This window comes from Longimicrobium sp. (assembly GCF_035474595.1).
Lineage (GTDB): Bacteria > Gemmatimonadota > Gemmatimonadetes > Longimicrobiales > Longimicrobiaceae > Longimicrobium.
Map to the genome: position 1 here is coordinate 1 of NZ_DATIND010000089.1, position 13,703 is coordinate 13,703.

General features: G+C 66.3%; 9 protein-coding genes. 5 read left to right on the top strand and 4 right to left on the bottom strand.

What is annotated here, in order from left to right; genetic code table 11:
* Positions 1-366 precede the first annotated feature (366 nt).
* The 3 genes from VLK66_RS16065 (at position 367) to VLK66_RS16075 (ending at position 4,679) form a co-directional block, all read left to right on the top strand.
* The gene (locus VLK66_RS16065; protein ID WP_325310464.1) at positions 367-756 is read left to right on the top strand and encodes a BlaI/MecI/CopY family transcriptional regulator; all 390 of its coding nucleotides are present in this window, start codon (positions 367-369) and stop codon (positions 754-756) included.
* Positions 756-2,036 carry a M56 family metallopeptidase gene (locus VLK66_RS16070; RefSeq protein WP_325310465.1) on the top strand — a complete coding sequence of 427 codons (1,281 nt, stop codon included), beginning with the start codon at positions 756-758 and terminating at the stop codon, positions 2,034-2,036. Before VLK66_RS16065 ends, VLK66_RS16070 begins: the two co-directional genes overlap by 1 nt.
* A gap of 225 nt (positions 2,037-2,261) precedes the next feature.
* Positions 2,262-4,679, top strand: coding sequence for a serine hydrolase (locus VLK66_RS16075; RefSeq protein ID WP_325310466.1), 2,418 nt, complete (start codon positions 2,262-2,264; stop codon positions 4,677-4,679).
* 183 nt (positions 4,680-4,862) lie between these two features.
* On the opposite strand, the gene VLK66_RS16080 is transcribed toward VLK66_RS16075, so the two are convergent.
* Positions 4,863-5,273, bottom strand: coding sequence for a type II toxin-antitoxin system HicB family antitoxin (locus VLK66_RS16080; protein ID WP_325310467.1), 411 nt, complete (start codon positions 5,271-5,273; stop codon positions 4,863-4,865).
* Entirely contained in the window at positions 5,260-5,523 is a 264-nt protein-coding gene (locus VLK66_RS16085; RefSeq protein WP_325310468.1) for a type II toxin-antitoxin system HicA family toxin, read from the bottom strand. The genes VLK66_RS16080 and VLK66_RS16085 overlap by 14 nt, the downstream gene beginning before the upstream one ends.
* 209 nt (positions 5,524-5,732) lie before the next feature.
* Between VLK66_RS16085 and VLK66_RS16090 the strand changes: the two genes are divergently transcribed.
* Positions 5,733-6,317 carry a hypothetical protein gene (locus VLK66_RS16090; RefSeq protein ID WP_325310469.1) on the top strand — a complete coding sequence of 195 codons (585 nt, stop codon included), beginning with the start codon at positions 5,733-5,735 and terminating at the stop codon, positions 6,315-6,317.
* Between the two features lie 415 nt (positions 6,318-6,732).
* On the opposite strand, the gene VLK66_RS16095 is transcribed toward VLK66_RS16090, so the two are convergent.
* The gene (locus tag VLK66_RS16095; RefSeq protein ID WP_325310472.1) at positions 6,733-9,612 is read right to left on the bottom strand and encodes an Ig-like domain-containing protein; all 2,880 of its coding nucleotides are present in this window, start codon (positions 9,610-9,612) and stop codon (positions 6,733-6,735) included.
* 919 nt (positions 9,613-10,531) lie between these two features.
* Here VLK66_RS16095 and VLK66_RS16100 point away from each other — a divergent pair.
* Positions 10,532-12,454, top strand: a complete 1,923-nt coding sequence (locus tag VLK66_RS16100) for a WD40 repeat domain-containing protein (protein WP_325310470.1) — start codon at positions 10,532-10,534, stop codon at positions 12,452-12,454.
* Between the two features lie 513 nt (positions 12,455-12,967).
* On the opposite strand, the gene VLK66_RS16105 is transcribed toward VLK66_RS16100, so the two are convergent.
* Positions 12,968-13,333 carry a hypothetical protein gene (locus VLK66_RS16105; protein ID WP_325310471.1) on the bottom strand — a complete coding sequence of 122 codons (366 nt, stop codon included), beginning with the start codon at positions 13,331-13,333 and terminating at the stop codon, positions 12,968-12,970.
* Positions 13,334-13,703 lie beyond the last annotated feature (370 nt).

Below are 13,703 nucleotides of genomic sequence, written 5' to 3' on the forward strand. Positions count from 1 at the left end.
CCTTCAGCAACTGCTGGATACTTGTTTCCAGCACGAGCATGGGGCACCTCCCTTTCTGGCGATTGGGTGTGGTGCCTCATGCTCTTTCTTTTTTGCCGCGTGTCAACGAAAAGCTATGCTATCAGATCCTTCGGCCTGCAACGCTCTGCGCGGCAACGGGTTGCGGCGTGGCCGGCCTCAGGATGACGTCGTAGGTGTGTGCGCGGCTCTCCCGTGTCCGTGAAGGCCACTCCACAATGGCTACCGTAGACGCATCGGCATCCGGGCAACGCTCCTTGCCTACCCGGCATCAGACGAATCGAGAGACGCATCCAGAGCACGCTCACGCCTCCCAATCTTACGTCCGTAAGCGGAAGATCCTCAATCGTGAAAGAGCTGCATCGGCTGACGGAGCTGCAGGTCCAGGTGCTGGAGGTGCTCTGGACGCGCGGCGAGGCCACGGTGGCCGGGGTGCACGACGCGCTGGAGCCCTCCACCGGCCTGGCGCGGAAGACGATCGGCACGCTGCTCTTCCGGCTGGAGCAGCAGGGCGTCATCGGCCACCGCGAGGACGGCCGCGAGTACGTCTACGCCGCGCGGGTCACGCGCGAGCAGGTGGAACGCGCCACCGTGGGCAGCGTGCTCGGCCGCCTCTTCCGCGGCGACGTGGCCGCGATGGTGAGCCACGCCCTCCGCACCGAGGAGGTGCGGCCGGGCGACGTGGAGCGATTGAAGGAGATGCTGGAGCGCTGGTCCGCCGAACGCGAGGAGCCCTGATGCCGGTCGTCACCTTCGCGCTGGGCCACTGGGTGGGATGGGCGGTCGCGTGGCTCGCCACCTGGCTCCTGCACGGCACCCTCCTCCTCGGCGCCGCGTGGATCGCGTCGCTCGTGGTCCGCTCGCCCGGCGCCCGCGACGCGCTGTGGAAGACCGCGCTCGCCGGCTCGCTGGCGACCGCGACGATCTTCGTCGCCACGAAGCACGGCGTCGCGCCGCCGGCGGCCGAGATCACGCGCCGCGTGCTCGTCGACCGCGCGCACGCGCAGGCACCGCTCCGGACGGCACTCCCTCCACTCCCCGCGCCCGGCCCCGTGGTGCCACCGTGGGCGCCGGAGATCGCGCTGGCGGTGTGGCTCGCGGGCGCGCTGGCCGGCCTCGCGCGGCTGGAGGCGGGCCGCCGCCGCTACTGGCGCGCCGCGGGCGACCGCCACGCCATCGCCGACGCGGAAGCCGCGGACACGCTGCGGCGGCTCCGCGCGGCGGCGCGGGTGAAGCGCACCATCTACCTCACCGCGGCGGACGGGCTCGAGGCGCCGGTGGCCATCGGGTCGGCGGAGATCTGCCTTCCCGCGGCGGCGCTGGCGGCGCTCACTTCGGCCCAGCGCGAGAGCGTCATCGCCCACGAGCTGGGCCACCTCGTGCGCCGCGACCCGCTCTGGAAGGTGGGGATGGAGATCGCCGCGGCCGTGCTCTGGTTCCAGCCGCTCCTCCGCGTCGCGCGGAGTCAGATGGCCGAATCCGCCGAGCTGCTCTGCGACGGCTTCGCGGTGCGCGTCACCGGCCGCCGCCGCCCGCTGGTCGAGGCGCTGGGCGTCCTGGCCGCCGCGTTCCGCCCCCGCGGCGTCGCCGCCGCGGGCTTCGGCGACCGCGGCTCGCCGCTGGTGCGCCGCGCGTCCCGCGTGCTGGACGCCACCCGCGCGCCCGCCCGGCCGCTCCCCGCGATCCTGCGCGGCGCGCTCGCGGCCGCCGCGCTGGCGGGGACGCTCGCCTTCTCCCCCGGCGTCGCACCACCGCCGCCGGGCGACGTCCGCCCCGCGATCCGGCGGCTCGAAGCGGTGGGCGTCGCGCTGAACGCGGGCCGCACGGACGTGGCGCGCATCGCCCCCGGCGGCTTCCTGCGCCTGGACGAGAACCGCGACGGCCGCCGCCGCGAGCTCTCCGTCACCCGCGGCGCGGACGGCCGGGCATTGTACGACTACCGCGAGAACGGCGCGCCCCAGCCCTTCGACGCGCCCGCCCGCCGCTGGATGACCGCCTCGCTCGCCGCCCGCCGATGATCACGAGAACCCCGCGCCGACCGCCGATTCTCCGGACGATGCCGCTCCTCGCACCGGAGATGTCCGCGAAGGCGGACTGCGTGCCGTTGTAGCCGCGACTTCAGTCGCATTTTTCCAATCACCGTAATCTAAGAATCAGCGAATTACCGAATCCCGAGTCTCCATCACGCACCCGAATCTTACGCTCGTAAGACATTCCCCATCACCCGGGCCCTGGCCGATCCGATGAACCGACATCTCCCGCTCCTCCTCTACGCCGCCGCGGCCGCGACGCTGGCGATCCCCGCCGCCGCGCAGCAGCCGTCGCCCACGCCCGTCGCGGCCGTCGCCCCCGTGCCGCCCGCGGAGGCCGTGCGCGCGGTGGACGAGGCGCTCGCCCGCGCCACCGCCGAGGGCCGCTTCTCCGGCGCGGTGCTGATCGCGAAGGATGGGCAGCCCGTCTTCCAGCGCGCCTACGGGATGGCGGACCGCGAGCGGCGCATCGCCAACACGCTTGAGACGCGCTTCAACCTGGGGTCGATGAACAAGATGATGACCGCCGTCGCCATCGCCCAGCTGGTGGCGGAGGGGAAGCTCTCGTTCCAGGACCCGGTGGCGAAGTACATCCCCGGCTTCCCCACCCCCGCGGCGGCGCGGAAGATCCGCATCGAGCACCTGCTGACGCACACCTCGGGGCTCGGCAGCTACTTCAACCCGCGCTTCTTCCGCGAGCGCCCGGCCACCGTCGCGGCCATCCTCGACGTCGCCCGCCAGGACACCGCGCTCGCGTTCGAGCCGGGCACCGGGTGGCGCTACAGCAACACCGGCTTCCTGCTGCTGGGCGCGATCATCGAGAAGGTGACGGGGCAGGACTACTACGACTACGTCCGCGACCACGTCTTCGCCCCCGCGGGGATGACGGCGTCCAGCTGGCCCGCCGCGTCCGAGCCCGGCTGGGCGCGCGAGTACGCTCCCGCGCGCGACGGCGGCGGCACCTTCACGGCCGACGACCAGCGCCGCGGCAGCCCGGCCGGCGGCGGCGTCTCCACGGTGGGCGACCTGCTGCGCTTCTCGCGGGCGCTGCTGTCGGGCCGCCTCGTCCCCGCGCAGTACGTGCAGACGCTCACCACGCCGAAGCCCGAGCTGGGGAGCCGCTCCTACGGCTACGGCTTCGGCGTCACCCCGCGCCCGCTGCGCATCGTCGGCCACAACGGCGGCAAGCCGGGCGTCTTCGCCAACCTCGACCTCTACCCCGAGGCCGGCTACACCACCGTCCTGCTGATGAACCAGGGGGATGGAGAGGTGCAGGGCGATTATGTCGAGCTGCTGCGCGAGGCGGTGCGGCGGATGGCCGGCGTGGCCCCGCCGGCGGCCGACGGCCCGTCCATCCCGCTCCCCGACACCCCCGCCGGCCGCGCCGCCGCCGCGCTGCTCGAAACCATGCGCGGCGGCGACACCGCGGCGATCCGCCGCTTCGTGGCCGAGCGGATGGGCGAGCGCTTCCAGTCGCGCCCGTGGGACCGCACCCTCGCGCTCTTCCGGCGCATGCGCGGCGACTTCGGCAGCGGCCGCGTCGTGGCCGCGCGGGCGACGGACGGCGGCATCCGCGTCACCCTCGCCAGCCCGCGCGGGCGCTTCGACCTGAACCTGGGCGTCGAGCCCGCGCCGCCGCACCGCATCGTCGACCTGTCGGTGGAGGTGTCGGAAGATGGGGATGATGCCGCGCCATCCGCCGCCCCCGCGTCTCCGGCGGCGCCCGCGGCGGCGGGGCCGCTGGATGCGGCGGCGCGGCGCGCGGTGATCGACAGCATCGCCGGCGCGCTGGTGGCGATGTACCCCTCCGCCGACACCGGCCGCGCCATCGGCGACCGCCTGCGCGGCCGCGAGCGCGACGGAGCCTACGCGTCGCTCGCCACCGCCGAGGACTTCGCCCGCGCGGTCACCCAGGACATGCGCGCGCTGAACGGCGACCGGCACCTGGGCCTGGTCCCCGCCGCGCGGGTGCGCGCCGGCCGCATGCGCCCCGACGAGGAGGCGGAGCGCGCGGGCAACTACGGCATCGCCGAGTCACGGGTGATCGGGGGCGACGTGGGATACCTGAAGCTCACCGGCCTCTCCGGCTCGCCCAACGCGCCCGCGCGGCTCGGCGAGGCGCTGCGCGCGATGGGCCCCATCCGCGCGATGATCATCGACCTGCGCGGCGCGCCCGGCGGCAGCGGCCAGATGGCCAACGCGGTGATCAGCCACTTCACCGCACCCAACCTCCCGTCGCTGCGCGTCACCAACCGGATGGAGGGCACCACCGAGGTACGTAACACGCTCGCCGAAGTCCCCGGCCCGCGCCGCACCGACATCCCCGTGTACGTGCTGGTGGACCGCGGCTCGGCCTCCGCGGCCGAGGACGTGCCGTTCGTGCTCCAGAGCCTGGGCCGCGCCACCATCGTGGGTGAGAAGACGGCGGGCGCGGGGCGCAACAACGCCATGGTGCCGGTGGGCCCGGGGCTCGTCGCCTCCGTCTCCTACACCCGCGTGGCCGACGCGCGCACCGGCCGCGAGTGGGAAGTCGTAGGCGTGAAGCCCGACCTCGAGGTGCCGCCCGCCGACGCGCTCGACGCCGCCCTCCGCGCCGCCCGCCAGCGCATCGGCGCGCCTTCGAGGAGATAAAAGAAAATCTCACACGGAAGGAACGGAGGAAACGGAGGAGATCGGCGCATTCCGCTTTTCCTCCGTTCCCTCCGTGTGAGAATCAGGGCGTTGAACGCGCGAGCGGAATCGAGTCACAGAAAACGGCCGTCCCGGGATTCCGGGGCGGCCGCTCGATCTCGAGCTCTCGACGGTAATCTCATATCAGCCAGCGCGGCGACGACGAGCAGGCGCGTTCGACCCTCTGGCTGCCGAATCAGGCGAACGGGCACCGGCCTCACCCTGGACGCGGCCGAGCCCGGCAGCGACGTACGAGAGTGCCAGCGCGTTCAGCGAGGTGCCCTCGATCTCCGCGCGCTGGGCCAGTTCCGCGTGAAGCGAGCGAGGAAGGCGCAGCCGGAATTGGCCGCTGTACTCCTGAGCCATGGAGGGCATGGGAAGCGGCCATCCTTCCGCCTCATGCGTCTCGATCGCCAACTCGACCGCAACGTCGAGCTCCGCCACCGCATCTGCGGGCGTATCGCCGAACGCGGATAGTCCCGGAAAATCAGGGCATACCGCGATGTACGCCTCGTCTTCGTCGCTCCATCGCACGGCGTAGCTATACTTCGTCATCCTGTCCTTCCGTGCCCAGTTCCTCGATCGCGGCGATCAGCTGCCGAACCTGGTACGCCTTCGCCTTTCCGTTCCGGTCTTCCTGGAAGTTCATCAGGTTTGGATTGCCCTGCCGCTTGTACAACCGGTGACTGCCTGCCTGGCGGGCGAACGTCCAGCCAAAGCACTCGGCCAGCGTGCAAGCCTCGGCAATGCGCAGACCCGCGGGATTCGCCCGCGCTGCTTCGAGCAGCTTCTCGCAATCGGCCATGAACCCGCATCCGTGCATGTGAATGGTACCACACCTGGTACCTTATCTCAAGTCCGCGTCTCGACACGACCCGGAGGTGCGGCAATGTATCCGTTGTTGATATTCAGGTAAAGGTGATCGGAATCGTCACCACTCTGGGGCGACGTCCATCGGCGGAAGCGCCGCCTCGCCGGTCCTGTCCCGCGGCTAACCATCTTCGCTGAAGAACAATGCGGCCGACGAACAGCGGGCTGGCGCCGGACAAGCTCTTGGAGCAGCTTGGGTTGCCTGGACCCGCACGCGTGCGAGCCTTCACGTTCGGCGCAACAAGGAGAAACCTCGTGCAGATGGGTGGCCGCTTGCTCGTTGCCGGAGGGTCGCTCACGGGTGTCGCGGCCCTGCTCCATATCGCGATCATCCTCGGAGGGCCGGAGTGGTACCGCTTCTTCGGCGCAGGCGAACGCATGGCGCGGCTTGCCGCTCGCGGCTCCCTCTACCCGGCCATCGTCACCGCCTGCATCGCCGCCGTCCTCGGCGTGTGGGCGCTCTACGCGTTTTCGGGCGCGGGTGTGGTCCGCCGCCTCCCCTTCCTGCGCCTGGCCCTCACGCTCATCGCCGCGGTGTACCTCGCCCGTGGGGTCCTCGGCGTTCCCGGCATCGTATTCATCGACGATCCGTACACGAACGAGCTGAAGGCGAAGACGACGTTCATGGTGGTCAGCTCCGCGATCTGCATCTTTCTCGGCCTCTGCTATGCCGTCGGCGCCGCCCGGGTCTGGAAGACATCCTCCGCGCCCGCATCGGGAGCGGGTTGAGGCAGCCACGGCACTTGTCTTCGCCGGAACAGGCGAGATACCCTGAAACAGCGAAGGGCGCCGGGAGAAGATCTCCCCGGCGCCCTTCGCGCATCCAGCGTCCGCCGCCGGTGTTGGCCGAAGCAAATTCTGCCACGTTTGCGCAGCGCAACCTGCCACAATCCCGGGGTTGGCGCAGCGCAAAACTGCCACAAACGCAAAATGTCGATGCGATCCGTACGCGCCTGCTCGTGCACACTCCTGCGCGGAGACCGCTTGCTGGCGCCATCTCGCAAGCCTACGCAACCAAGACCGAATCGCTCTGCTGCGTATGCTCCACGCTCTGCGGGTCATCGGAGCCGATCGGTCACCTCCGGTTTCGGCGATGCGTACCGGCTTCTCACCAAGGTACCTCACGCACTGGGGAGGGCCGTGCCTACGGAGAGTACGCCATTGAGATGGACAATGGCTCGGTGGAGGCGACGAGTTCGACCTGCTGGTTTCGTGAAGCAGGGTGGAATGTCCGGGCGCAGCCGCCCTGATAGGCGCAGGTGCTGTCGTGCCATCCAATCGTGTAGGTCCCTGGCTTCAGATTGGGAAGTCGGAGCGAATCCCCATTACCTAGCGCAATAGTGTTCGAGTAAGCCGCAGGTCCGGAGATGTCAACGCGCACGTATACCGAATCGTTCAACCCCGTGGCTTTCAGGACCATGTAGCCGGTGATTGGCAGGTACATTGAGCTCAAGCTCGTGGTGAACCCGCTGTTTACGACTGCCGCTTGCTCCCTGACGGCGGGCCCGAAGGACACGGGCCCGCACCCCCCCTGGTAGACGCAGACCGCATCGGACCACGAGGTCGAGTACGTTCCGGGCGCAAGATTGTTGATCAGCTTCGGACCAGTGGGGGAAACGATTTCTGACTGGCTGAAGCCGTTCGGTCCTGACACGGCAACGTTTGCATAGAAGGAATCCGAAATAGCCGTCAGGTTGAGCCGGAGCACGCCCGGGGTGCCTTGGGGGAGGACCGTCAGCCGGACTCTTACCGCCTGGGGGCTGTTGGAGACGCCTGCGGCCGTGGAACGGACCGGCACCGTCGCTCCGTAGGTCCCCGCCCCGAGAGTGCCGTGAGTCACAGAAAGTACGATGTTCGTCGGACTCACACTCCCTGCCAGCGTCGCGGTGAGCCAGCCTGTGGGGGCGGAGTCGTAGGTGATCGCGCCGAGCGTCAGGCCGGACAGGGTTCCTCCCCCGGCGTTGGTCACCTGCACGGTCTTGTCTGCGGGGCCGGCGCCCTCTGAGACTGCAGTGAACGCGACCAGCGTATCCGAAAGGCCGATGGCGGGCGCGTCTGCGGCCGTCGCAGTCGCCGAGAATGTTACCGTGTTTAGTCCGGCTGCCAAGCCGTCGAGCTGCTGGGTTCCTATCCCGGGGCCGAGCGTCCATATGGCTTCAGCGATACCCACCGAATTTGTAATTGCCACGCTTGGTGATACGGTACCGTTTCCGGCATGGGGCGCGAACGAAACCGCGACACCGGGCACCCGAACGCCAGCCGAGTCCATTACCTGAACAGCCACCACATGGCCGAGGGGTGCTCCGGCCTTTCCCGTCTGCCCGGTTCCACTGTAGACCAGCAGAGTGCGCGGAGCGGTGGGCACCTCTGCGGCGAGCGCTTGAAGACGGTGGAGCAATGTATCGGTTACGATCGGCGAACTGGGTAGACTTAAGTGATCGACCCCATCGAACGACCGGCTGATCCGGGAGCCCGCAGCCGTCGTGCTGCTTCGCCACACGACGCCGTCAGAGGGCGATTGGCCGATTGCCGCGAGTATGTCACGTCCCGCTGTCATGAGCTTCGGCGCGATTGCCGAAGAAAGCACTCCCGCGTAGGAGTCCAACCGGGTGCTGAACTTTGAACCGTCCGCGTCGAGCTGCGTGATGAACTGTGATTCGGGCACCAAGTCGCCCTGACCGGCGCTTCCGAGGATCGGGTGCACGAGGGCTGTCAATGCGAGTGGAGACAAAACCGAACGGCTGGCCGTACTGAGTGAAAGCGGCTTCGCAAGCTCGCTGCCTCCAAACGGAGTTCCCAGGGTGAGGAGAGCTGGTATGTAGTCCGGATCGGCATCGACCATGTACCTGGCTGCAACCAGCCCTCCCATGCTATGCGCGACGACGACCCGCGCACGGGAGCCCAGCACCTGAGTCCGCACGGCGAACTGCGCCGCGCTCTGCTTCACGGGATAAAACGTGGGATATCGGAAGACATAGACATCGTAGCGGGCGCGGAGGGCGGGATTCGCTTGGACGGCGGCGAGTATTGTCTGCCAGGTTTTTGCCTCTGGGAAGAACTGACGTGCCTGGTTGCAGTTGACCATGTCCGGTTGCCAACCGTGCACTAGCACCAACGGGATTTTGTTCGTCGAGGGTGGATCCGCTGAGACGCGATAGAACGCCCATGTGTCGTCGGTGCAGTGTTTCTCACCGATCCCGAAAGTCACGACGTACTGAACGACATTCTGGTCCGCGATTTTCTGCAGTGGAACCACAACCGTCGCATCCAGAATGTGATCGCCGAACTCACCTACGGATTCCGCGACAGTGATCCCAGTTGCAGCGATACCTTTGCCGATGTCTGCTGCGTCAGAGATTACGGCTGAAACCTGGTCGCGGATCTCCGAGATCGGTTGCGTGATCTTCGTCCGGTAGTGGAGGAGCGCGACAGGGAAGTCCACGAGGTCCGCCGTGCCGGCTCGCTGGGAGCGCGTGGCAGAACTTGGGGGAGAGGTAAGGACGATTCGCAGGCGAGGACCGAGCGGCGTTCCGGCAACGGAGTCGTTGCTGGTTGGTTCCTCCTGCATCAGCACCTTCGTTCCCGACGGCAGCGTTCCAGCAGGAATGACGATCGAGGAACCGCGGCCGATACTCACTACGGTCGAGTCAGTGCCGACGGCGGCGGAGTCGCGAGCCGGATAGGTGACCGTTACGACCGTTTCGGCTGTTTTTCCCTCTGCAGCTGCCTGGATCCTCGCCTGTCCAGGTGTGATTCCGCGAACGAGGCCAGTGGCGTCGACTAGTGCGATGGCCGCCGACGAGGACGACCACTTAACGGGAACACCTGAGACGGTTTTCCCGGCGCCGTCGCGGAGAACTGCTGTAAGCGCGGCCGTTTGGCCGCGGACGATTTCAGGCGTGTCTGGTGAGATCGTGATTGTGGCCAGTCCGCTCCCGCTCGGCGGGCCAGAAACGTGGTCGTGTGAACAGGCGGCGAAGAGCGCAATGAGCAAAATGCTCGCGCGCATTGCAAGGAGGCGCATCGTCAAGTGCAGGGGTCGAGAGGAGAGTCGGATAAAGTAAGGCAAAGCGGCAGAGAAAGAAAAGCCACAAAACGTGCGACGTCAATGATCTTGTAAGCCGCCGTGGTGCTCCGGCTCCTTATCCGCCACTGACACCACTGTCCTCCGGCGGCCTTCCCGCAGTGCCGATCCAGATCTGTGCGTGCCCGCTGGCACCGGAAGAACCCGTGAGCGGCAGCGGGGAAGGATGGATCGCAGAACGATCGGCCGCCCTGCAGGCCCCTCGGTACTGCGCCGCTGTCGCGGACGTCTTCACTCGGATCCATCAGGCCTCCGGACGTCGACCACCATGGTGGAGAGCCACGCCGGCCGCGGAGCGTCGTAGGCTCCGTACGACTGCACGAGCTGCGGCGGCGCCGCGCACGTAGGCCCGGGTGCAGCGTCTGCTCGTGCAAATCGGCTCCGAGGAAGCGTTGGACGGCGTGGGACGAGCGTGGATGGGGTAAGAGCGCGACGTCCATTGCGAGGCGGCGGCCGCCATCGCGCGCCTGTCAAGCGAGCTTCGGTTGCGCCGGTATAGCCCGAGGCCGCTGCGGCGCGTGTGGGTACGGTTCAGCTCCGCCGCCCCGCTCCACTGGATCGTCACCGTCACTGAGGGCGTGGCGACGCCGCCGGACGAGCGATCACTCGTCCACGCTGCATCGTTGGTTGCTTCAGCAGGCTGGCGGGACACGATGAAGGGTAGCCGCCTACCCTCGCGAATTTATTGACGCGTCGGTCTGCCGCTCTTACTGTGCGCGAAAGCAGAAGTTAGGTCGCACTATCCATCAATCGATCATCTCAACGGCGGCAGAACCGCTACTCCGGAATGGCAATCGCTTGGTACGTTGAGCACTGAGGCTGAGGCGCACACCAACCCGACAGACCCTGGATTAATCTAATGAAGTGTTCGCGCGCGTTGGTTGTGCCGCCGTTCCTCGGCGTGCTCTGGACTTCGAGCGTAGTCGGCCAGCAGGTGCAGCAGTTCGCTCTTGCCGCCCCGGTAAACATGGTGGCGTACTCCAGGGACGGAGCACGAATTGCTGCTGCCTTGGAAGACGGCCGTTTAGTGCTCTTGGACCCGTCGGGCGGGCAGGTGCTGAAGACAATCCGGCCGAATCAGGGCGCGGTAAACTCTGTCACATTCTCTCCTGATAACAGGATACTCGCAACCGGAGGCGAGGACGGCGAAGTCGTGCTGTGGGACGCGGCAACGCTGGTCGAAAGCCGCCGCCTCCGCGGACATCAAGGAGCGGTCTACCGCATCACCTTTTCGCCGGATGGGCGGTTGCTCGCGAGCGGCGGGCAGGATAAGACCGTGCGGATATGGGACATTGCGACCGGGACGCAACGGAACAACTTCACCGGCCACCCCGGTCCGGTGGTTTCAGTAGCGTTCTCTCCCGACGGTCGTGTGCTCGCCAGCTCCAGCCTGCGCGCAAGCCTCCGTGCAGGGAAGACGCTGATCCTCCACGACGTGGCCAGCGGTCGGACGCTGATGGAACTAACGCCGCATAAGTACCGCGGCTTCGGAAGAAACGAAACCGTCTACATGGCCTCTTACTCACCTGACGGGAAGGAGTTCGCGACCGCCAGCGACAACCGCGAGATTATTCTGTGGGACAATCAAGTGAGTGACACCCTCCACCTTTTGGAGGCGCACCAGAAGGCAGTGATGGCCTTGGCATTCTCCCCGGACGGGCGGCTGCTCGCGTCTGGCGGCCTCGACAACCGCACGCTCATCTGGAGCACGGAAAGCGGACTGTTGGAAACCGAACTGCCCATTGCACAGGACTGGATACTCTCGGTTTCCTTCTCGCCGGATGGCCGGAGGTTAGCCGCTTCCAGTAAGGACGGGACTGTGCGGGTATGGGACCTCTCAGCCACGCTAGCGCGGCTCGCCCACTCAGTGGACGAGCCCGACCGCGGGTCGGGCGCTGTCGTCAGCGAACGCTCCACGGGGCGAACTGTACTGTTCATCCTGAACCCGTCGAATGTCAGCGGCGACGAACTGTGGGTGAACCCCTTTGTTGTCTTCGAAAGGGGAAATTTTATCTCGCCGTTAGACGGGTTCATCCCCAAGGGCGGTTTCAATTACCAATCCGGCGATTCAAGGGAGGCCTCCCGCCGCTTGCTGCAGACCTATTTCCCTTCGCGCGAGAGCGTGGCAGTGGTTCAAGGGGGGGTCCGCATCGGGGCCGCCGTCCTGAACCCGGTCGACTACGAGGGGAAAGATCTGTTTGACGGCTGTTTCGGGGGGTACGGCGTAACTGCGCGCGGCAGGTTCTCCGTGCCGCCGCACGCCCGGAGCTTTATTGGTGTGAGGGGAGCACGAGCTTTTCCAGAAGGTCGTAGCGCCCGTCGCATCGCCACGATTTCGGAAAGGACCTCGTTCCTGCGTGCCGCTCGTGACGTCCTGCAGGCACGCGGCGCGCCGCCGACTATCCTACGTTCCCTGACGGTTGTCACGGATGCGGGCGATGACGTCCAGGTTGTCGACCTCGATCGCGATGGCTCGCTCGAACTCGTGGGAAGCGTTGCGGTCCACAGTGGGGGGGTCCAGCACAACCTCTTCTTGATTGTGAAAGCGGGCGCAGGGGCTGTCCGTCCGGCTCTGGTGAGCTATCACCGTTCTGAATTTCCTGCCGACGGAAACCGAAGTCACGAGACGGAGCGATTTGTAGATCACATCGACATAGATGGTGACGGCGCAGACGAGATTATCGTGACAAAGGAGCAATATGAAGGGATGTACTACGTGATCTTCAAACGAAACGGCACCGAATGGGGAATCGTCTACCGCGGCGGCGGCGGCGGGTGCTGAAGCTGTCTTGAGCGCTCGCTGGGAGCATTGGTTCACCACGTCCCGCAAAGGAAAAATGCCTGCCCCGCTACTGCTTTCCGATTAAGAACGAGAACCGATAGAAGGCTCGACGTACGACACCATCCATCATCGACATCGTTTGGTAGAAACGGCATCAGATCCGACCTAACTTGCACCGCGGTTGAGACAAGTCCAACGTCCAGTATGACTGGACTCCAACCACACCAGCACGATCTCCTAGTCACGCTGTGCCAATGCGGCTCCATGGCCTTGGCGGAGATAGACGGCCGCAATTTGAGTCCTCTACTGGCGCGACACCTGGCTCTCGAGCAGTCTGGCGTGGTGCGCCCGACAAGAGCAGGGCGAGAGGTGGCGATGCAGAGGCCGGAGTCTAGCACGAGCTCTCGACCTGCTCCCGCCGCGGTCCCGCGCCTGTCTGAACGTCAGGAAGAATGTCTTCGCTATTTTCTAAGGCGGGATGGCGCAGTACCTGTTGATCATCTCGACGGCCGCTCAGGCCGAGCGTTGCAGAATCGCGCCCTGATCGAGATTGCTGGAGGGTGGGCGGCCCCGACCCAAGCGGGCCGTGATCATTTTGCTGATCATGTCCATCGGCAGCGGCGAGTTCGGCAGCGCCGGGTCAGCAGCGGGCGCATGAGTGCTCGAGTTAAATCGTTGTTGCGCGCCGTCGATAATCTCGAGCACGCTATTCCCCGCGGATCCGAATTGATGATCGGTGATATGCCTGCTTATGCTGATGATGTCCTTGCTGGCATCGGGCATTATGCGCGCGAGATGGAATAGCCGCCCTTCCTCGATCGTCGTTCGAATCTCCAACAGCAACTTGTTCGCAGTAGGCGTAATCATGCCCACCACCACGAGGGGGCACACTCTGTTGTCCGCGTGCGGACTTGTTGATGAACCGCCCCGGCAACATCTCGCATACCTCATATCAGGTTGGAAACGGATCTGTTCAGGCCATCTGAATAGTGTTGGCAGCCGGGAATGCGGTACCTGGATCCACCTCTAGGATTCTCCATCACCCGGTCGCAGTTGGTCCCCTCACCCCCGCAAAAGGATTATGCGCAAGAAAAACAAAGAGATCGTGCCTGGGATTGCCCCACGGTGGTGGACACCTCAATAAGCCTGTAGGTTCGGGCGAGGAGGTGGTCCATGGCTGAGAAGCGAAGGCAGTACACGCGCGAGTTCAAGGTGGAGGCGGTGCGGCTGGCGACGAGCGGAGAGAAGA